A 21305-nucleotide genomic window follows, 5' to 3' on the forward strand; every position below is an offset into this window, starting at 1 on the left:
ACCGAACCTGCAAGAATTTGTTCAGCAAAGCCTTCTGTTAAATCCGTTTTTAAGACAGATCCAATCACTATGTCTGACCAAGAAGCAGCGGCTGAACTATCTCGATAGGACACACTCACAGTCACAGCCGTCGCTACTTCATTTAGGCTTAAGGTATAGGTCTCACTGGTATTTTCATACTTAATGGTCATCCCTAGCATACCAGCAGCAATTGCTTCTTGGTCGGTATTATATTTGCCATAAAATGGCTGCATAATCTTCTCACGCTCGATCGCTTCAAGTGTAGTACTTGGGGTGATACTCATGGTACGAGATGAATAATTAATGGTGCCTTGTTGCTGGCCTGCGCCATTAATTAAACGCCCTGTGGTGGCATCAATCGGCATATCACGTAATTCAACCTCACCTGTATAGCTCATATACTTGACGGGTACACGTACTTTTACAGACTTAGGGATCAATGCTGCGGATCCGTTATCCAATTCAATAGCAATGGTTCCACTAGTCGGTACTGCAGTCACCTGAACTGAAGACTTAGCCCCTTTCTGACCTGATACATTGAACGTGGTACCACCATTGGGTAACAAGATCGGCATCAGCTTGGCCATGCCATCCGCATAATCAATGGTTCCTGTGGCATCGCCTATAAATTGTCCTTGACCGTTATCGGTTGCAGACTTTGCCACACCATTCAGTAGCCAATTGACAGTTAAACTACCTGCCACAATCGAAGCATTTATAGGGATCTCAACATAGGCTTTATTAATCGTTAATCCTGAGCGCTCCTGAGCCGTGATCATATTGCTCCACGTCAGCAGGATTGCACTACCCACATCTGCAAGTTCACCTGTCGTTAATGACAGAGTACCTGTATCGTAATCGATGCTTCCTGAACCAAAGGACGAATCAGAACCGCGTAATTGCCCTGCGCCATTATCTCGAAGTGTATAGACTTGATTCTGGACCAAGAACGATACCTGCAGAGTACCAGGTGAAGGCAGCGGTACAAGATTGCGCAACCATGTAAAACCACTATTCTCTTGATTCACATAGATTGATTCCGACTCAACAGGTGCTGTTACAGCTGCTGCAGGCAAAAAACTAATCTCAAGATTCGTTGTTCCTTCGATTGCGTTTGAATTCCAGACGATGGAACCATTCTGATAGTTAATTGTTCCAATGGATGTACCAGATGTATTTTTAAGTTCACCACCGACGTCGCTAATCGCAGATCCAAACAAGCTAAATTCGACTGATTTCGGCATGATCGATGAGCCAATATACAAACTTGAAACAGTACTAATGGTGACGTTGCTGAAAGTCTTGATCAGTACTCCATCTTTAGCTTTAACCAAGGCCACAGAATCACCTGCAGCATTGATATTCACCATAGGAGTTTCTGTCTGTGCGGATGGAACCAACTGCGTATACACATCTTGTGCGACCACAGAATAATCCCCAACCTGAGCAGCTGCTTTTAGATTTGCACTCGCATAGTACTTACCTGTATCCGCCACAATGGTGTCACGGATGATGGTGGTACTCTTTTCACCGCTATACCATTGCTTCGCAGATAAACCCACAAAATCGGCTTTCAATGCATCACTCAGGCCATAGGTCGCAATCTTATATTCAATTTGCTTGCCATCAACCATCACATAAGCAGTTCTAATCGATACTTCAGTAATACGTAGGTATTGCTCTAATTCTAAAGGCTCACCTTCACTCGAGATTAATACAATTGATGCACCAATAGCACTTTCCACTTCCTGAGGAAACATGGCCACTTGTAGAGACTTCATGCCTTTCCAATGCGTGTCCAACGGTGTGCCAGCAATCTGCGCACCTTTGGCATTATAGTTTTCAATGCGGTTCTGCGCTTCTTTACGCTCATCCGTCCAACTGTCAGTACTGAATAACACGGCGGATACATTGGGATCTTGTGCATTCTGAGAGATGAATACTGTCGCACCCATCAAAGCATCGGTATCAGCAGTATCCACCGCAGCATAGATCTTTTGGATAGAAGTACGGCCCGTGGTTCGATCCATCTCTGAAATATCATTGAATAGGTTATTACTCTGACCGTCGACAATTTCACGGCCTGAGTATTTCCCCCCACCATCATCAGCATCTGTACGAATGCGTTCTGACTCAAGGAGCTTTAAATTATGGGTTTCAATTGGCATCGCTTACCTCTGTAAAACGCATGGTGACCACGTAATAGTCGTCCTCGGAAACGGTTGGAAATTCCTTAACAGGCTTAGCTTCAATCGCACCCGCCTCATGATTGAAAATCACATTAAAGCGGCGCTGATCATGAAGGTATTCAAATTCAATCGTGAATTGCTCACCCAATGCTGACCATTCCAAAATAGTCCGTAGATGCTTTCGTTTAATCCAGCCTTGACCCGACGAAGGTGGAACTAAAGTGATTGGTCGACCTGAAAGCTTTTTGCCTTCTTGGACAATCAAAGAACCACTAATTGAACGCTCTTGCTTTTGCTCAACAGGTTTCCAATCAAATTCATCCGACCATAAAAAACCGTCCTCAAGTGGGACGGTTTCTGATGTCAGTTTTCGTATAAGTTTCATTACATGCTCCGCTTAAGCGTCTCAAATTTTTGAAGCATCTCTTCAACGCTATCCACCGCTTCAGGTGTTCCCTCTAGTGATGCAGATTTTCCACCTGACACTAGCTCAAGGCGCTTAGTTTCTTTTGGTCCCATAGATTCATCCATCTGAATATCAAAGCCTGTGGCAACCATCGGAGGCATTTCGGTCATCGGCGCGGCAATAGCAGTCATTTCAGGACTATTGGTGATTGAAGTCATGCCGCCAGTGTTAGAGCTCACTCCTTTAGATCGAGTATTCAGTGCATCAACACTGGCTTGTTTTTTCGCTTTAAATGCTTCCCAATAGTCTTGACCAGCTAAACTGTCACTTGATTCAGAACCCGCTTGTCCATTCATTACGCTAATTTGCTTTGCAGAAGTCAGCGCAGATTGTCCAATTTGTTGTATGGCCTGATCCGTTTTCTGCAATGAAGCTGAAGCATTACCAAACTCATCAATCTGAGCGACCATACCTTGCAGTCCGAGCTGAGCCTCGTACCAAGCAATTTTTGCGGCATTGCCTGAGGCATAAATATCAGCAGACATTTTCTGTAAGGCCTGGCGCATTTGCCCTGCAGTCGCTTCGCCACTTTTTACCATTTCCTGATAGGCTTCTTGGTAAACGGTAGCTTGCTGACCTGCTTGCTCTTTAGACTGAATACCAAATACAGAAAACGCCTCATTAACTGAGTTAATTCCCGCCCTTGCTTGGTCAGCCTTGTTTTTAATCTCCAAAAGCTGTTGTTCAGCTTGCTGTAAAAGTCCATTAGCAACTTGTGCGCCTAGATCACTGCGGAGGCTCTCAATTTTCAACTTTAAAGCATCGAGTTCTTGCTGATTGGTTGCAGTGTTAATCGCAGTTGAAATACTCGCATTGAGTGCACGCCCAACATCAACACCTTGACCTTTCAGCTCATCCAAACCTTGAATAAGTACACGAACATCATTATTGGCTTTGGTAAAAGCTTCAGTAGACTCGCCTTTTAATTCCACATAGCTGAGCCCAGTGCGACGGATCGCTTCATCAAGCACGGCGCCCTGAACCATGGCTGCTGACTTTACTGAGTTAGCGTATTGAACATTCAGAGTACTTGCTTCGGCCTGTAGCTTGCTGATATCACCTTGAAACTTACCGACCTCCTTGAGCCAAGCCTGATACTCCATGTCCCGATTAGCTCTCTTCCATGCATCCAGTTCAAGCTGTTTAGCCTTAATCTTGGCATTGGTCGCTTCAAGTTGCTTTTCAATATTGACTGGAATTGCTGCCAATCGTCCTTCGAATGCAACCAGATCCTCATCAGAAAGTATACCCGTTAGGGCTTTTCTAATCTCTTCTGCGGTGGCTTTACCTTGAGTCTGGAGTGCCAGTAACGCAGTGAGTCCATCATTAATACCTGTAGTGGTGCTGAAATTGAAAGATTTTGCAATTTGCCCCAAAACATCTGAAACCTTAGCACCCTCCTTGACAAGTTTCTCAAACTCCACAACTGTTGCTTTAGATGCCTCGTTAAGACCAAGAGAGGCATTTTTAAGCATTTCAGTGCGTTCGGCATTTTTTGCTTTTACAGCCGCAACCTCCTCCTGCTTCTTACGTGAGGCCTCTTCAGCTGCAATAAATTCCTTTTCTTGATCCACTAAGGACTTCGTACCAGTGGCTCTAGATACAGCCCAATCAATGAAATCAGACCCTTGCTTTAATAGCCACTCATCCGTTTTCTTAAATCCATCAACAATTAAATCACTAGCTAAAATAACACCCGCTGCCGCTACTCCATATGCACCAAATCGAGATAGAACCCCTGCAATACTCCCCTTTAAGCCATTTGCAGCTGTCGATACTCTCCCAATAACCCCAGATGCTGCTACATTCGCTGTATTGCTTGCATTTGTAGCGACTGTGAGTTGATTTTTCGCAACAATTGCTGCCTGAGTTGCTCGGGTATTTACCAACTGTGCTTGTGTGTTTGTAACGATGGACGCTGTTTCTGTGGCAATAGCGGCTTGCGCAATTTTCACAGCATTCGCTTTTTCTAAAAAGCTTGCTGCAATACCAAGTGCTTTGTAGGCAACATACGCCTGAGCCACTGTTGTAAGAGTTGAAACTAAAACTTCAAGGTTTTCAGCTACAAATTTGATTGCTTCAGCTACTTTTGTGCTTGCCCCATTAGCAGCATCTGCCTCCCCTATATACAAGGTCCATGCTGTTTTGAGATTTTCAATCGACTGCCCAATGGTAATAGGCATTTTAGAAAATTCATCATTAAGTGCTTTAGATTGACTTTCTAACGCCTTAACAATAACACTTGATGTGAGCTGACCCGTGTTAGCCATTTCACGAAGCTTACCAATATTCACACCTAAGCCATCAGCAAGAGCTCTCGCCAATCGTGGCGCTTGCTCCATCACACTATTGAATTCTTCGCCACGGAGAACACCAGACTGTAACGCTTGGTTAAATTGATAAATTGCTGCTTCGTTTGAAGCCGCTAAACCACCACCTACAATTATTGACTTGTTTACTAAATCGGTTAAATTTAATGCCCGTTCTTGCGAATATCCAAGCTGATCAGTTGCAGTTTTTACTCGGGTAAATAATTCCGCTGTAGCCGTAAGATTGGATCTTGTTTCAATCGCAATCTTTTTAACACCCTCAAAAGCTTGAGTAAAATTACCGCTTTTAGATGTAACAAGCCCAATTCTTGCCTCCAAAACCTTAAACTCATCCGCAGTTCGAGCAATTTCAGTTGCAGATGCGCCAATACCTAATGCAGCCATCGCACTCGTTAGTGCTGTGTATCCAGTTTTTAAACCCTGAATTTCACCACTTGCTTGCTTAGCAAATGTCTCATTTTTCTGAAGTTCTACATTCGTTTTACCAAGCTCTGTATCTAGTTTGGCTACTTCTGGAGTAATTAGGCTTAGTTCGGATTTAAAAGCGCCAAAAGCTAAATCTGCCTGTTGAACCTCTTTCTCCAAAGCATCAATTTGTTGCTGAGCAATTCGAATATCTTCGGGCGTAGCTTTGGTCTTTGAGAATTCCTCAAGTTTAGTTTTTGCAGTAGCAAGGTTTGCTTTAAGAAGATTTAATGATCGTACGGAGTCGACACCAAACTTCTCAAAACTATCTGAAGTACCTACAACACTTGTACCAGTGCTCTTAATAATTTCGGTTATTTCATTAAGTGATTTGATTAAAGTTGCTGCACGTTCACTGGCATTTTTTGGAATGATATTTCCAATTTCTGCACCGGTGTTTTTGGCAGTATTTGCTACATCCTGTAGTTCTCCACCAAGTTCGCCCAACTCACCTTTTACTTGTTCTGCTTTTTTTGGCAAGTCTGTTGGTATGATTTTACCAATCTCTTTTGCGGTTTCAGCACTTGTTTGCTTTAATCGTTCAGCTTCACCTTCAATGGTTTCAAATAGCTTTTTACTAACATCTTTGGATTGTTTAGCAGCAGCCACAAGGCCTTTACTATCGCCATCCATAATTAATTTGAATGTTAAATTTTTACCAGACATGGCGACCTCAATTTTCAGGCATTAAAAAACCCACCAATTGGTGGGTTTGAAGTGCTTATTTAAATCATTTTTGAATTATTCGATTCACAACATAAAATCGCTTGCCATTTTTACAATCAACAAATGATGCTATTTGATCTGGGTAATTGCTTTTCGTGTTTGAGTGTCCGACATACTCAACTAAATCACACTCGGGGAGTTTTGAAACAAGCTCGGCTGAATCTCGATCATGTTTTTGTATTTCAACTAGGCCCTGTGCACCAACCTGCTTAAATAACTGAGGGTATGACTCAGATGTGTAGTTCTCGATAGCATTCACATCAATTTTAGAATTGCTCATTAATTTTACCTTGATAAAAAAGCACCACAAGGTGCTTTTAACTTACAGTTTATGATGGCTTACAGTAATCCAGGAGAAAAGTTGCATCACTCATAGATGAAGAGCTAAGCCTTGTGTTTACACCAGACTCAGTCTCATTTTGTTTCATAAACTCCAAAAAACCATCTATGGTGTAGTTATAGGAATTTAATAAGTTGCTTCTCATCATGTCCTCACAAACTGTTTTTGGTTGGCGCGCATCGAGATCCCTTTTCAATTTCTGCAGTTCCTGAACTGGGCTAGATAGATCAATCCTTGGTGTAGCTCCAGCAACTTTCAGAGCGTCATTCCATTTTGCGCTTAAACCAGTATAGAAGCTTACATCCTCGGGGCTCATCTTGGGTGATTCAATTAATTTAAGGGCATCTGACTCCCTTAAGTCGGGTAGACTTTTCTGTAGCTCAACAACCTTGACTGTTTTATTCTGTTGCTCTGTGTAGGCTTGACCGCTTGCTGCAACCCTTGCAGCATCTTCCTTGTTGCTTTTATGCATAAAATAAAAAAGACCAACAATAATAACAATAACCCCAATCAATCCGTATTTCATTTTTAATCCTCAACGACGTTCCCAAGTAATTTTAGATATGCGACCTTCACGAACGGTTACGGTATAAATCTCGTTTCCAACTTCATAAATGTAATCTGTCACAGAGATCGTAGTATTGTTGCCAGTATCAACTGTATAAGATTGTTGGTGAATAGGCTTACCAGCTTTAGAAATTAATGCTCCAATTGAATCACCAACTTGAACAATGTCACCACCTACACGGAAGCTACGTGTTTCTGCGGCCACAACTGAGAATGATGCGACCAATAACAACCCAGCAAGTAATTTTTTCATTATTTATCCAAATTTATAAAGCACTTGCCGAATAATAACGTGATCAATTTCACATCACAACTCAATCATCGACTGGCCTTAAATCATCAGTCAATTTCGCATAAGCTTTATCTTTTGCATGCTGAGCTGCACGCATTAGATTTGTGCTTGTTAAGAGGTTTTGTGATCGTTGCTTTTGAGCTGCTTTAAGGTAACCAATAAAAGATCCATAGCTCATTTGCATGATATCTTCATGATGATGACCAGCCTCAATTAAGTATTGGAAAGTTTCAAACCAACTCGGTTGATCCAGCTCTTTGACTTTTCTTGAGCGTTTTCGCCCTGATTCTTTCTCCGCAAAATAAGCGTCATTCACTTTGATAACTGCTTCAATCAAAGATAAGAATGTTGATTCTGAAGCCTCAGCCATCAAAATCAGCTCATTTTCAGTTTTCAGTGTGGATTTACCCAACAAAGTCATTACTTCAACTGTATGCGCTTTTAATAGTGATTTATAAATTTCATCTGAATGAGTTTTTAGAAAGGATTTAATTATTGAAGCATGTGGTGCCCACTCATCAATGTTATGCATTTTCAATTGATGAATGGTGGTATTTCCAATTACTACACTTCGATTATTTGCTAAGAAAAATTCATTCATGATGGAATCTCAAAAGAATAGGCACAAAAAAAGACGCTAATGCGTCTAAGGTTCTTTGTGCCTAATGGGTTTATGCTGCTACTGAGAAGCGCTCAATATGACCAAAGATACTTAATTCAGCATCGTTCGCCTTAGAGATATCTGCTAGACACTCACCTTCAAAGCTATAACTCGCAAAGTCTTCATGAATTAGGTCAAATTCCGTTTCAGGAGATAATTCTAGGCGCCATAGTGTCACTGCAACTTTATCGCCCTGGTATGTATCGACCCCCTTGAAGAAGAAGCGATATTCCTCGCCTAGATTGGTAGCGATGGTTGTGCGTGTAATAGCTCCAGATTTACCTGACCATTTCACATCAGTAATGGGTTCATTAAAGATGACCGTTCCAAACACGGCATCTAAAGTATATTTATCTGCAGTAATTGCCGCATCTGCTGGCCCCTTAAATGCAGCATCGGATAAGTTGCGGGTCCCTAGATCAATCATTTCACCAGCTTTAACTGCACCTAATGTTGTTTCAGGAATTGTTGCTTCTGGGATTTCTAGTGTTTTACCACTGAGTACCATAGCTAGGTTTTCTTTGGTGACCTCTTCCAAAGTTCCGCTAACCGATACACCGGTTTGCTTACGCAGTACTGCATCCTTTGCACGCAGACCTGTTTTAGATTCATAGTGATCTGTTGATTCGGAAGTGATCTGAAGCTGGAGCTCTGGCGTGTTGCCAATCGATAATAGTGCAGCAGGCTGACTATTAATCATTTTTGCTAAAAACAACTCACCTTGGAGCGAGATTAAATCTGGTTTATTCGCCATCGGTTTTCACCTCTTCTTTTTTGGCTAGTACAGGCTTCTGTTTTGAGGCAGGCTCAGCCAACTCAATTACACCGCGCTGTAATAAATCTTGAATTTGAGATTCGCTTAAACCACCGACGATATCCCCTGAATGAAATCGCCCGACAGATTGCCGGGCTTTGTATTGCTTCTGCATATGATTTCCTAAACAAACATTTTTGATTCAAACACCAATGTGATGTACACACACGTTGGTGAATAGTCCTCTTCTACCGCCACCATTTCTAAGGGACGCTTACTGGATGCAGGTTGCCAACCGGATAAAAGTTTTAAAACTTTTATCGTCAGCAAACCCACTCGATCCAGCACCGCAGACCCATCACTGAGTTGTGATGCTGCATGACGTTCGCAAATCGTGACTTCCCACTGTTGAGTAAGCATATTTACTGACGATCGCACAGCTTCATCAGATTTGCGAATACGGCGGTAATAGACTTGGGCGTTTGGCGTAACCTGAGAAAGCTCCGTAATTTTGGCGGAATTGGCTGGTGTATAGATTTTTTTAAAATCTGCAATTTCAGTTAGCTTTTCAGCAATCTCACCACGTACAGCAAAGAAGTTATCTTCATTACTCATCGGTCAAATGCTCCACAATTAGATCCATTACCTCCTGCTCATCTGTTTCAGTCAATCCCAAGAATGGACGACGAGGCATGTTTACTTTGTACGCTTTCCCTTGGGTTTCCTGCATGAAGTTAGATCGAGCTTTACGAACAAACTTATTTCCTACCAAACCTGTGCGCTGATCCTGACGAAAGTAGGTGCGACGCATGCGTGCTTCATACTTAATTTCCCCACCGAAGTGATGAATAGCCGCGTATTCAACATCAGTACCGATTTCCACACCACTGGATAGAGCATTGTGAGTCATGGAATTCATAAGACGAGATGTATCACGCAAAGTCGTTCCACCTTTGCGCCTAACTCGGCCTGATAAGCGCCATTTACCTTCAAGTCCTTCGCCATTCATCCAACGACTGCGGATATTGCTTACAACCGTTTGGCCAATCGCATCGAATAGTTTTGGCTTGGTTTGATCAAAATTAGATAAGCGCTCCAGAGCCTGCATCACAGCAGATTCGCCATCCGCTTCAATCGTAATTGGTACGCCTGACATATCAGCCTCACTTGATGCTAGGCATCATATTTAAGATATCGTCACCAAAAACACCGCCACGATATGTAGTACCGATTGGCATTGTGGCTGGCGTTCTTGCGGGCTTCTCTTCTGTGACTTCATTTTGAGGGTTTAGGATATTCAATGTTGCTTTACCATCAGCAACCCGTTTCAAGAAGTCAATTTCCGCCTTATAGCGGTTTTCAACCTCCTCAATTGGCTGCTGAAAATAAAGCCGGTAGCGCGCAATGTTGCACGCAATCCGTTTCAACGTACTGGGCGTATTTGGCAAAGGCAGGACATATCGAACAGCGATATAACTGTCGATTTCCTCAGATGCATCCTGTAAGGCTTCTTCAATCGAATTGCCTACAGTTTGCATTGATTCCAATTGTTGAAGCTCACCTTCACCAAAACGCGCCTCTAAGTCATTTCGAGTCGCGTACATAGGTCACCTTACTTATCAGCTGGCGGTGCTTTCTTGGCTTCGGCAGTGGCTTTCTTTAAAGCGGCTTCTGATGTGGCTAGTGATTTTTCCAAGCCTTCAACTTTCTTTTGAAGCTCTGCCACTTCTGCATCGGCTTTATCCTTACCCTCAATAAGGATTGCCTCATTTGCTTTAAGTTCTGCCACTTCTGCAGTAAGGCTTGCAAGCTGGGCAGCGGCACCATCCGCCTTAGGTTGTTCTGGAGCTTTTTCTTCTTCAATAGCTCCAGATGCTAAAAGGGCCTGAAGTTGTTTATCTTCAAGCCCTTTGATTTCATCACCTGGCATAAAATGCCCGATGGATTGTTTTGCGATGTACTTCGGCATGTCTTACTCCTTATAGGGTGATAAAGCCGGTACCACCGACTACACCATTTTTATTAGAAGGCACGACCAATGGAGCAGATTCTGTCATCAACATGATGCCGCTTGGATCTTCACAGTACCATTGACGGTCAAAGTATTGCTGAGCAACACCGTTGGCCAACATATTTTTGATCTTACAATGTGCCACTGAGCCGTTAGTATCAGAAATCAAAGAGAAGTAATCTTTTGGAATAAAGCGCTTCACCTGACCTTTGTTACGGTAAGTTGCGTCATATACCCAGAACTCGATTCCATCAAATGTCCCTTTGAGAGTTGCTGACTCTTTGACACCAAAGCTTGGTGTAACAGGAACAGAAATACCAGCGTACGGCGTGATGAATTCTTTCTTGAATTCTTCGTTATTCCATAATGCAGCCCATACCAAGCCAGACATGATTGCTTTTTTGGCTTCACCGCCATCAGCTGCCAATTGACGCTCAAGCATAGTGCGGATATCTAAAACTGGTTTAGCACCCGCTTCGTTCCACTTAGTCAACGGCGTATATGTCAGAGAGGCATCACGGCGATAATCAACTAAGTTGTACTCATAGTCATCTGAATGAAGGACATATTTACCATTTTTCAGAAGATCAATCGCCATCATTAGGACTGAGTTATCAATGGCATCATGGTTGCGTTTCATCACCGCAATTTGGGAAATAACCATCTGCTCTTGTAGAGACAATTGCTGATTTCCAGTTGAGATAATGCCAGCGGTGCGTAAACGCTCAAGTAATGAGATTTCAAATGTATCGGCCGGACTAACCTGATTTTTTGGCTTGTAGTAGGCCGGTTTCACATGGCGTACTTCACCCGATTGAGTGGTATCAAATGGCTTACCGGGTTGTTGTGGTGAAACCAGTGGTGCTAGATCATGTTCAGCTGACAATTCAGCCAAAGGTACATCATCACGTGTGAATAATGGACGATTTGGAAATAGTTGGTCTAATAGCCAAGTATCCATCGGGCGATAGTTTGAGTGGATTAGTGCTAACTCACCCACATCAAGCAGTTCTAGTGGGGTACCTTCAATATTAAAAGCTTGTGGCATGTCATTTACACCTTAGAAAGTTCGATTTTGTTTTTGGTTGCTTTGGCGCGTGCTGCAGCGTATTGAACTGTGGTGAGTAAAGTGCCACCAAGTGATACTGCTTCAACGTTAAATACACCACCGTAATACACTGGAATTTCGATTCCATCAGCTGCTTTGATTGTTGCTTCTGCTGCAGTAACATCCTGACCACAAATCACATCCCATGTTTTTTCATCAGTGGCATGAGCCAGTACATTGGTATCTGATAGCGTTAACAGGTCGCCATATTTATATGCTGTGGCAGTCGTTACTTTTGCATTAGCACGACGTAACTTTTCATTATCCAGAATTAGTCGTTTTGATGTGACTGAGATAGGCGGTACATAGTGAGTAACCATGAATTATTTCCCCTTTTGTTCTGCGAATGCTTGTGCACCAGCTGTGAATTTATGTTTATCACCAGCACCTTGATTACCACCTTGACCTTGCCCACCCTGACCACCTGTAGCTTGGTGAGTGAATAAATGCTGAAAGTGTGATGGAATTTGTTGCTGCTGCTGTTGACCAGCTGGTGGCTGAGTACCTGCTGAGAATTGACGAAGTTGTTTAGCTGAAAATGCAAATGCAGAATCATCTAGCGCTTTCATTTCAGTAATATCTTCCGCACTAAACTCTTTACCAAGGTCTTTACCTAAAGCGGTAATTTCTGCTTCACGCTTTGCTGCTGCAAACTGCTTGTTTTGGGTTTCAAGCTCAGAGTTTTTAGTCTCCAGCTCTTGAATACGGGCTTGCGCCTTTTCTAATTCGGTCACGTCTGTGTCCTCTGTAGGTTGATTTGTTGTACCGGGTTTTGCTGAAAATGCATTTACCGAGGTTGTTCGATCCGCACCTGTAGAGCAGATCGTAAATTCACGGATACGGTTATTTCTGAATACCGCGACTGGTCCAGTGAAGGTCTGTCCATTTACAACCACATTCACCCCTTGCCCTACTTCTTCAACAGAACCAGGATCAATGAACATGGACATCTGAAACGGATAACCATCATCTGCGTCATCTACTACTTCGCGTGCTTTCGCATTGCGTAGAAAGTCGCCAGTCACTGTGATGTTTTGATTGATACCAACTTCTTTCACCACACCGACACGGCTGGTACTGAAGTGCTCTTCTAGTAAAGGTGTTGGGGTTGGAATCTCAATTCCTTCAAGATCGAAAACAACACCATTTCGACCCCAAAACCAGTGACCATCTACACGACCCCCACCATAAGCTGTGCCTTTAAAGGTTCGCTTTTTATCCCCTTCAACCTGAGGAACAATGTCCACGGCGGATAGTGAGAATAGGTACTTGCCCTGCTCTTCATTAAGTTCAGGCATTTTTCATGCTCCATAAAAAAACCGCCCTTAGGCGGCTTCAGTTAATTTTTAATCATGGTTTCTTAGGTGGTCGCGATAGAACGCAACACATGGCTCGTACAAGATTATTCACTCTCGATGGACTACCAATCACAACTACTTTTTTCTCGCAGCTACATGGCGAATAACCATTACCATTTCTTCCATTCAATCCACGTCGACACGATTCACATTTTTCAGTCATTAATTCACCAATGCTTTAAGTGTGTAAATCATCTTGCCATTCAGCGCTTCAATCGAAACCACTTCAAATGACAAACCCATTGGCATTAATACGCCATGACCAGCATTCAATTCGTTTAGATCAATGCCTAAGCCTTTCGAATTCTCAATCTGCAACACCACATCGGAAGCATTTTCAGCTAACAGTAATGGCGAATTAAATTGAATCGTTTGCCCAACTTCATAAGCGACTACATGCTGCAAGGTCACACCACCTGTCACGATTGCAGCTGAATTACTCGCTACGGCGTTTAAGGCTTGCATGTCCTGTCTGAGCCACTGCTTTAAAACATCGTCCGCTTTCGAGCTTACAGTTGCATTTAGGTAGTTAGTGATTGCAGCATCATTGCCCTGTACATAATCCAAAAAAGTCTTAATCGCACTCGGTCTAATGGATGGATCTAAAGGAATAACCGTATTGGCCACTGTGTTAAATAAATCTCTCGATCTATCATTCATCGGGGCTAAAAGACTAGTGAGCTTTTTAGATGCAGTCCATTCAGCCTTAATTGCCTCTTTCTGCTCCAGTAGATACTCCTTATCAAGTAATGACTTGGAAATCTTCTGATCCACCAATGCCTCAAACTCTCCAAATTGCAAAGGATGCGAACTCCAGTCCAAAGCTTCGGCAACATGAGGCAACTTATCATCAGGTGTAATACCGTATTTAAGCGCCTGTTTCTCAGTAAGCGCGATGACAGTACAACGACAACGGAAACCCAATGGAGGGTAATGCGTTAGCCAAAACGGATGATCAATAGGCAGTACAATTCGATTCAATGCCAAATGTGCAGGACGTACACGACTATCATTGATAGCCGAATACATCAGATACTGACGTTTGTCTTTATTCCGTTGCTGTTGCTGCCAACGTCCATGACCATATGCGCTTTGGATATTGGTCCGAAATACATTGTCTAGATAATGCTTAGGTAAAACGATTTCCGATTCAGCCACAAGCTTCTGAAAATCGTTAAAGGTGCCACCCGATGCTAAGGTTTTGTTAAGTGACTTAATCACTGACTCAGCTTGTTCAAGACTCGACAGAAAACTAACTGTAGTCGCCATTTGCCGTGTCTTAAGATCCATTGAGTAAAACTCATCAGGCAGCACCACTTTCTTACTATGCGCATACTGCAGCGCTTCTAGAAACGTGACTGGTTGCATAGGTTACTTACCGCCTTGAGCTGTCACATACCCCAGCACATCTCCTGCATACAAAGCCTGATCTAAATTAGCTTTGAATTGAGCCTTGGATGCCATGGGAATAAGTTGCATTAAATTGCTGGCTAAATCTTGTGGATCCGTCGAATCAGCCACCAATTGTTTAATCTGATCTTGATTCAATAGCTCAAGGTCATCTTGGGCATCTGTCAGTTCATCTACTTCTTGCTGCTCAGGTGACTGTTTTTGCACTGATGCTTTAAAGCTGAATGCTTGATGAGGGAGTGCTGAGAATTGGGTACTTGGAACCACTTGCTCAACTGGCTTTAAATCACCATCTTGCAAGTTGTACTCACGAATGAAATATGACTCTGAGAGGTTTGCACCAGCATTCTTTAAGTGCGTATCCCGTTCAGCCTGTTCTTTATTCAATGGTTTCGTTTTTTCACCGAGAAGCACTTTATGCGGCTTCCAATCATTCAACACACATAACGCATCAACAACAGCTTGGAGTGTAGGGGTAACCAATCGAATATCAGACTTGAGCTTGTCGCCACGAACATTTTCGTGAACTTTACCCAAAGCATACCCACTAGTCCCATCTGACTGACTGGTAAGCGTCTGGCCCAATACAACCTTTTGGATCTGCTGTGCCAAGGTCTTATTAAATGTCTCAAAGGCACCATTAGCTGAACCAGAGCCTTGAGTTGATAGAACTTGAACATCATCTTCAATATCAATTGAAAGTACACTTTGCGCATGAGCATTGAGTAATGCTTGGCTCATATCATCCGTTTCAGTGTTTTTACACTTACCCAGTAAGATCGGAGTACCAAAACGCTCCAAGAACTTAGCCCAGAACTTAAATCCATTCTGTTTGAAGAAGAACAACCAATAGAGAGTCGCCAGTAATGCCTTACCATACGGCTGTTCAAATGTGGCCTTACGTCGTGTGAGGAAAAACTTTAAAAATTGATCAACTTCCCGATCTATACCACCTCCATCTTGACGATAGATCAAGCGACCATCATTTTTTGGTTCAAACCACTGCATCGGCTTTTCACCAATCCACTGCAGCCCCAGATATCCCTCTTGCTTTACTTCATATACAGCCTCTTGCACTGAATAGCCAAAGAACAAAGCATTTAGTGCAGCTGATGCAATTTCGAAGTACCACTCATCAAGCTCAGCTTTTAGATGTACTGCCTCTGGTGTATCACTAGGCTCAATGCGGAACGGCGTAGCCAGTAATGCATCGATGCGTGTCTCTACTGCCTGCGCAATCTCATCATCATCCAGTAATACAGATAAGCGATGACGAGTAATACCCGCTTTACGCAATACCTCATCATTGTCAGGACGTCTTCCAAAGTGCGTGAAAAAGTTAGAAATCGCTTCTTGAGTGTATAAACCACCTTTGGACAAAGCCTTCTTTGACGCTTTGTCCTTTTTAGACTTTGCCATGTGTTTTCCTATTGATATGTACGACTTCCAGCACCAGCTGGTTTTTTGCCTATTCGTGCTTCATTTAGCTCCGTGAAGCCATCACTACATCCATCCACTTGGTCGTCATGCGTACCATTTGGAAAGTTGCGTAGTTCCTCAATGAGTGCTTTGTTCCAATCACCACGGAGCATCTTTACATTACCGATGTTGACCTGAGCTGCGAATGGTTGTGCCCGAGTAATCTTGTCACCTGATACCGTCTCAGCTTTAACATTGAAACCTGAAAGCATCGTGATGAAGTTTTTAGCTTGAGATTTACCCGCTTGACCGGGATCTTGAGGTAATCGAATCGAAACAGATTTGCCATCCATTTGAGCTGTTTGCTTAATCGTATTTTCTACCCCATCAGGTCCCCAGCGCCCGCGAACCATATCGACGATATAAATCATATTTTCCTTGGTCTTCAGCATTCTTGGACCTGCAGTCCAGTCACCTTCATTTTCAGAAGCTGCTAAGTCCCAAGCACGAACTTCTTTGATAAATTCCGCAGGTAACGCATCCACAATTTCAATTCTGTCAGGCTTAAAAAAACCACCTGCAGGTGGTGATGGTAATTGTCGATACTGACCAGAGAAGACATACGGCGCTGCATCCTCCATGACCCTTAATCGCTCAATACTATGTTTTTCTGGCCAGAGTGCTGAGCCATCGGGCTGAATTGCAGGTAAACACAAATGTTCCCACTCTTCGCCATTGCCGCCATCTAAGAGCCAGCCTGCAAGATCCTGTTCATGTAAACGCTGCATAATGACGATAATGGGCGTATCAGGTGAGTTTGTACGGGACTCTAATGTATTTTGGAACCATTCAATCACATTGCCACGAATCGTGTCTGAGCTTGCTTCACTGGCTTTATGCGGGTCATCAATAATAATGGCTCCACCAAACTCTTTTCGGATCTTACCTGCACCAAAACCAGTGATGGTACCGCCCGTACCTTGCGCGTAGCAGACACCACCAGCAACCGTTCGCCAATCATCTTTCGCTTTACTGTCATCCCTTAACTTAAATTCAGGAAATACTCGCTTAAAGGCAGTTTCTTGAACTAGGTTTCGCGTCTGGAATGCATTGTTAGCCGCTAAGGTTGCAGAGTAGCTGATATGAATAAACTCACAGTCTGGCACCTTGCCAAAACACCATGCCATAAAATTAATTACAGCCAGCTCGGTCTTGGAGTATCGAGGCGGAACATTAATGATTAAACGCTTAGTCTCTCCACGGAAAACTCGCATCAAAGCATCACAGACTACTCGATGGTGCCAGTTGTGCATCCATTTGTACTTACGACGCTCTTTGAACATGTAACGAGAAAAGAAATACAAGTCCTCTTGAGCCTCTATGCGTATCGCAAGTTCACGTGCTGGATCAGTAATCATCTAAAACTCGCTCCCTCGCTTCAAGGTAGCTCTCAGTTGAAACATTGGAATTTACAGTCTCGATTGGCTTGCCATCTTTGCCTGTGATCTCTTGCTTTGTTACACGGCCATCCGTTTCTTGGAAGGCTTGTTTCAGTAAATTCTGCTTTACCCGCTTATTACGGCCAGAATCTTCATACATCTTTTGAAGTTCCATAAGCCGAAATGCCTTGTTAGCTATCGCAATGTCTTCGATATTTGCTCGAAAGTCTTTGCGTGTGCGGGTAAACAGGTCCTTTAACTTCTTACTGAGATTTCGACCTGCAACTTTGGTTGGGTCATAAAGTGCGACCTGTTGCCGAGTGATTTCAATCTTATATTCTTGCTTTACAGCTTCTACTACTTGTTGAGGGGTTTCAAAGCATGCAAGAGACTGAACTATAAACATTTTTACAGGCTCTTTTAGTGCTGCCATAAACACCCCTTTGTATAGCTACGTATAGCAAGATAGCTAAAAAAAATCCCCAATCAGGGGATCATTTTGAAATGTTTGAGTGCGTCCTCAACATTTTCTCTAAATTCATCGGGACACGGGTGAACCCTTTTATTGGGATTATATCGATTAGGCGATTGTCTTTTCGTTAATCCGTAATCACTCTTAACATGTGCAATCCAGCAGGATTTAAATGTTCGGTTGTGCTTATTTTTTAAAAATTCTTGAATCTGTTTGTAGGTAGCCATGGCTTTCTCCTTTTCTTAAATCTATAAGAGTAGAAAATAATTAGAAAGCTAAAATGTGATCCTTTTTGCTTATTAATTAATCACACAGTTCCCACAACACGCAGACACATTAAACTCAGATACAAACGGCGCATTTTTTGTGATTTCGACTAAGCGCTTGACACTCTCGTTTGCACCCCAACGTTTGACCACACCATAGAACTCTTCAACGTCATGGCCTGCTAGGTAATGCTTTGGTAAGCCAGTATTGTCGCTGTACATGATTTCATCATCTTGATCACGTTCTACGCCAATGTGATAAAGTTCATGCTCGATCAAGGCACAGAAGTCATGATCTGAAGCTTGTTCACAGAATGATGCGTCTATAGTGATGAGATAAACAGGTACACAACCAAACCAATCCCGCATCTGCTGTTCTTGCCGAGCTTTCTTCCATCCGCCCTGGTTAAACATCACTTTTTCACATTGACCCAGTACCATGCGCTTTTTTGACTGGCATGCAGATGATGCCCAAGCAAATGCTAAAAAGGTTTCATCGTCGTGTAGTAGCTCAGCAATATGGTCATGATCTGGATTGTGGAGCTGGCCACCAATGGTTAGAAAGTTTTTAATCACCCATTCTTTTAATTCCACGGCGGGCGCAAGGCGAATTGCTTCTTCTTCCTCAGCCTGATCAATGAGATCTGTCGGTGGGAATGGTCTGATTTGTTCCATCTTCTATTCTCTCTAACTGCGACTTAATCCAACGAATCACACTGCCCGACTCAATTGCATGTGGCTCAAAACGTTGAATCTTGTAACCCATATCTTCAGCCAAATCATATTTATTAAATGCATTCGCTATCTTTCTTCCACCACGCCCGACAGCCCAAGGACTACCCGCTATTTCAATCAGAAGTCGTAACTTCACAATATAAAAATCAAATCGCCAGTTTTTAGTGGATTCAAATTGAAATCTACGCTCATAGCCAATTAAATGTTCTTCTAATTCTTGGAATAGCGCTTCCTCAGCTTCTAAGTATTTTTCTTTTGCCTTTGGTAAAGGTTTAGAGCGTGGTTTGGTTTTAGGTGGGCGCTTTTTGGTTTTCCAGAAGTAGTCGTCTGCATTCATATATTGCGCCCATTAAAAAACCACCCGAAGGTGGTTCGCTTAAAACAACATCGACATTTGCCCAAACTCATAAATCGTTAATGCAAGGACAAAGGCCGAAACCGAGATTACAAGCACATCTTGTGAAGTCATACTTATCTCCCTTTATTGTTCTTTTTTTATACTCTCACAACTAGAAATATTTTCAACACTAAAAGAATACATTTCTCACAATTTACAGTGATAGATATGTAAGAAATTATACAAGAGCCGTTTATTTGTTAATTATTCGTACAGGCTTGTTCTTAAATTCTTAACCCGCTGTTTCAACTTAATCATGATGCCATCTATCGCCAGCATCTCATCCCGAGTCAAACCCGAACGGCTTAAGTTTTGGTACTTAGACAGTTCAGCACTACAAAATTCTAAGTCTTTTTTCGCTTGTACTTTATCTGTCATAACACCACCCAATAAGAAAATAAAAACCCCGCCAATAATGCATATTGAGCAGGGTTTTATGTGCCGTAATCCGTTCGGCAAAAAGGAAATGTAAATTACTCAATAAAAAACCCGCTTACCTCTCCCAAAGTAAGCGGGTTAAATTTGCGCTTTATTACTAATTCTTTAATTCATCTTTATTTTTCACAGAATATAATCCCATTGTTTCACTATGATGAATAAATCACTCAATTTCTTAAATATCACTTAACTTCTTTCAAACAATCCCGACACACCTTGATTTCTTCATCATCAATCGTGTAATCGATCTCAGTCGCACCATGTAGGCCGAATAAACATAATAAGAATCGGAGCATGTGGATCTCCTTAGAATTTGGTGCGCCATGCAGGGCTCGAACCTGCGACCAGCGGTGTAGAAGACCGATGCTCTATCCAATTGAGCTAATGGCGCTTAAAAAAGGATGTGGTGATCTACCACACCCTTGCCTTAGATTACGATATTGACCAGCTCGGCAACTGATCTACCGCTACTCACAATCACATCAACCTTACATGCACGGTTAACTTTACTTGCTTTCATTCTCTTTAAGGTCGGGTTGCCAAGCCCTAGCTGGAATTGCCTAAACCATCTAGGCGTTTACTCAAGGCATGTTCTGTAAGCTGGCACACTCACAGGATAGGGTTGCCAAATTTCGGCAACAAAAAAGCCCAGTCATTTGACCGAGCTTTGATGTATGTAAAATCTGGGTGGCGGCATTAAATTTTAAACCACTACGAATAAAGTCAAGCCGCCATAAAAAAAGCCTAATCCACGGGGACTAGGCTATAAACTTTGAATCTTTTTTCGTTGGTAGCGGGAGCTGGATTTGAACCAACGACCTTCGGGTTATGAGCCCGACGAGCTACCAGACTGCTCCATCCCGCATCAACGAGTTAGCTTTATACGCCCTAAGCAACCACAAAGCAAACTTTATTTGAAATATAAACACTTATAGTATTAACGAAATTCAAAATATCTAAAGCCTACCCTAAAATTGCTTCAGTTATAAATGCTGGATGAGATGCTCGATAGAGGCTCAATCTTCTCTTTTCACCCTCTAAAAACAACTTGGGTTCTTCCGACCATATTGTTTTCTCGAATCAAGCCCGGATAGACCTAGTGCCCAATCAGAAACAGCCCCATAAACAAAAGTATTATCAGCGAAAATTAATTTGGTCTTGTTATGTGTACTATTTATAAGAACTTTATGTGTTGGTAATGAACCGAATACACTAATCTGAGTGTAAATGTATTTATAGATTTCATGCATATAGAGGGACACTTAAAAGAGAGCGTCACCATACCATCTTAGTTGTTTAAAAAGCCCATCAAAGCCCATGCAATTTGTATACAGCAATAAAAAAGCCCTACATCTCTGTAAGGCTTTTCCCCTTGGTCATTTGCGCTGATACAAGGAATCGTTGTTTTTTTATTTACAACAAAATAATTAAATCATTAATC

22 protein-coding genes, 2 tRNA genes and 1 pseudogene are annotated in these 21305 nt (G+C 42.5%); all 25 read right to left on the bottom strand.

The features are described 5' to 3' along the window. Positions 1 to 2189: pseudogene (locus tag ACF8FD_RS01790) on the bottom strand (hypothetical protein); the annotation flags it as partial. Further along, complete coding sequence (locus ACF8FD_RS01795) at positions 2179 to 2595, bottom strand: hypothetical protein (protein ID WP_392452976.1); 417 nt, start codon at positions 2593 to 2595, stop codon at positions 2179 to 2181. The pseudogene ACF8FD_RS01790 and the gene ACF8FD_RS01795, both read right to left, overlap by 11 nt. Beyond that, positions 2595 to 6137 carry a tape measure protein gene (locus ACF8FD_RS01800; protein WP_392452978.1) on the bottom strand — a complete coding sequence of 1181 codons (3543 nt, stop codon included), beginning with the start codon at positions 6135 to 6137 and terminating at the stop codon, positions 2595 to 2597. The genes ACF8FD_RS01795 and ACF8FD_RS01800 overlap by 1 nt, the downstream gene beginning before the upstream one ends. A gap of 64 nt (positions 6138 to 6201) precedes the next feature. After that, positions 6202 to 6477 (bottom strand): hypothetical protein, encoded by a 276-nt coding sequence (locus ACF8FD_RS01805; protein WP_159151727.1) that lies wholly within the window; start codon positions 6475 to 6477, stop codon positions 6202 to 6204. Positions 6478 to 6526: 49 nt separating this feature from the next. Beyond that, positions 6527 to 7063 (bottom strand): hypothetical protein, encoded by a 537-nt coding sequence (locus ACF8FD_RS01810; protein ID WP_159151728.1) that lies wholly within the window; start codon positions 7061 to 7063, stop codon positions 6527 to 6529. 9 nt (positions 7064 to 7072) lie between these two features. After that, positions 7073 to 7330, bottom strand: coding sequence for a DUF2845 domain-containing protein (locus tag ACF8FD_RS01815; protein ID WP_392452980.1), 258 nt, complete (start codon positions 7328 to 7330; stop codon positions 7073 to 7075). A gap of 88 nt (positions 7331 to 7418) precedes the next feature. Continuing rightward, the gene (locus tag ACF8FD_RS01820; protein ID WP_159151730.1) at positions 7419 to 7997 is read right to left on the bottom strand and encodes a hypothetical protein; all 579 of its coding nucleotides are present in this window, start codon (positions 7995 to 7997) and stop codon (positions 7419 to 7421) included. A gap of 70 nt (positions 7998 to 8067) precedes the next feature. Then, on the bottom strand, positions 8068 to 8811 hold the full coding sequence (locus tag ACF8FD_RS01825) for a hypothetical protein (RefSeq protein ID WP_392452982.1): 744 nt from the start codon (positions 8809 to 8811) through the stop codon (positions 8068 to 8070). Next, entirely contained in the window at positions 8801 to 8986 is a 186-nt protein-coding gene (locus tag ACF8FD_RS01830; RefSeq protein ID WP_159151732.1) for a hypothetical protein, read from the bottom strand. Before ACF8FD_RS01830 ends, ACF8FD_RS01825 begins: the two co-directional genes overlap by 11 nt. Before the next feature lie 8 nt (positions 8987 to 8994). Continuing rightward, on the bottom strand, positions 8995 to 9426 hold the full coding sequence (locus tag ACF8FD_RS01835) for a hypothetical protein (RefSeq protein ID WP_159151733.1): 432 nt from the start codon (positions 9424 to 9426) through the stop codon (positions 8995 to 8997). Beyond that, the gene (locus ACF8FD_RS01840; protein WP_392452986.1) at positions 9419 to 9967 is read right to left on the bottom strand and encodes a phage virion morphogenesis protein; all 549 of its coding nucleotides are present in this window, start codon (positions 9965 to 9967) and stop codon (positions 9419 to 9421) included. The genes ACF8FD_RS01835 and ACF8FD_RS01840 overlap by 8 nt, the downstream gene beginning before the upstream one ends. 7 nt (positions 9968 to 9974) lie before the next feature. After that, entirely contained in the window at positions 9975 to 10415 is a 441-nt protein-coding gene (locus ACF8FD_RS01845; protein WP_159151735.1) for a gp436 family protein, read from the bottom strand. 8 nt (positions 10416 to 10423) lie between these two features. Further along, a complete protein-coding gene (locus tag ACF8FD_RS01850; RefSeq protein ID WP_159151736.1) occupies positions 10424 to 10780 on the bottom strand; it encodes a hypothetical protein in 357 nt (118 codons plus the stop codon). Positions 10781 to 10790: 10 nt separating this feature from the next. Then, positions 10791 to 11870, bottom strand: a complete 1080-nt coding sequence (locus ACF8FD_RS01855) for a major capsid protein (protein WP_159151737.1) — start codon at positions 11868 to 11870, stop codon at positions 10791 to 10793. A 5-nt stretch (positions 11871 to 11875) separates the two neighbouring features. Then, positions 11876 to 12250, bottom strand: a complete 375-nt coding sequence (locus ACF8FD_RS01860) for a hypothetical protein (RefSeq protein ID WP_159151738.1) — start codon at positions 12248 to 12250, stop codon at positions 11876 to 11878. A gap of 3 nt (positions 12251 to 12253) precedes the next feature. Continuing rightward, complete coding sequence (locus ACF8FD_RS01865; RefSeq protein WP_392452990.1) at positions 12254 to 13228, bottom strand: hypothetical protein; 975 nt, start codon at positions 13226 to 13228, stop codon at positions 12254 to 12256. A gap of 222 nt (positions 13229 to 13450) precedes the next feature. Then, complete coding sequence (locus ACF8FD_RS01870; RefSeq protein WP_392452993.1) at positions 13451 to 14656, bottom strand: phage minor head protein; 1206 nt, start codon at positions 14654 to 14656, stop codon at positions 13451 to 13453. 3 nt (positions 14657 to 14659) lie between these two features. Further along, positions 14660 to 16117, bottom strand: coding sequence for a DUF935 family protein (locus tag ACF8FD_RS01875; protein WP_392452994.1), 1458 nt, complete (start codon positions 16115 to 16117; stop codon positions 14660 to 14662). Between the two features lie 8 nt (positions 16118 to 16125). Further along, the gene (terL, locus tag ACF8FD_RS01880; RefSeq protein ID WP_392452996.1) at positions 16126 to 17535 is read right to left on the bottom strand and encodes a phage terminase large subunit; all 1410 of its coding nucleotides are present in this window, start codon (positions 17533 to 17535) and stop codon (positions 16126 to 16128) included. After that, the gene (locus tag ACF8FD_RS01885; protein WP_392452997.1) at positions 17525 to 17989 is read right to left on the bottom strand and encodes a DUF2280 domain-containing protein; all 465 of its coding nucleotides are present in this window, start codon (positions 17987 to 17989) and stop codon (positions 17525 to 17527) included. Before ACF8FD_RS01885 ends, terL begins: the two co-directional genes overlap by 11 nt. Positions 17990 to 18327: 338 nt before the next feature. Next, positions 18328 to 18969, bottom strand: coding sequence for a putative metallopeptidase (locus ACF8FD_RS01890; protein ID WP_392452999.1), 642 nt, complete (start codon positions 18967 to 18969; stop codon positions 18328 to 18330). Further along, positions 18929 to 19366: a hypothetical protein gene (locus ACF8FD_RS01895; RefSeq protein ID WP_392453000.1), complete on the bottom strand. Its 438-nt coding sequence runs from the start codon at positions 19364 to 19366 to the stop codon at positions 18929 to 18931. The genes ACF8FD_RS01890 and ACF8FD_RS01895 overlap by 41 nt, the downstream gene beginning before the upstream one ends. A 264-nt stretch (positions 19367 to 19630) precedes the next feature. Next, positions 19631 to 19804, bottom strand: coding sequence for a hypothetical protein (locus tag ACF8FD_RS01900; RefSeq protein WP_165382154.1), 174 nt, complete (start codon positions 19802 to 19804; stop codon positions 19631 to 19633). A gap of 374 nt (positions 19805 to 20178) precedes the next feature. Further along, a tRNA-Arg gene (locus ACF8FD_RS01905) sits at positions 20179 to 20255 on the bottom strand. Between the two features lie 397 nt (positions 20256 to 20652). Next, positions 20653 to 20729 (bottom strand) — tRNA-Met (locus ACF8FD_RS01910). Positions 20730 to 21305 lie beyond the last annotated feature (576 nt).

The organism is Acinetobacter sp. TYF_19, assembly GCF_043105125.1.
Lineage (GTDB): Bacteria > Pseudomonadota > Gammaproteobacteria > Pseudomonadales > Moraxellaceae > Acinetobacter > Acinetobacter johnsonii.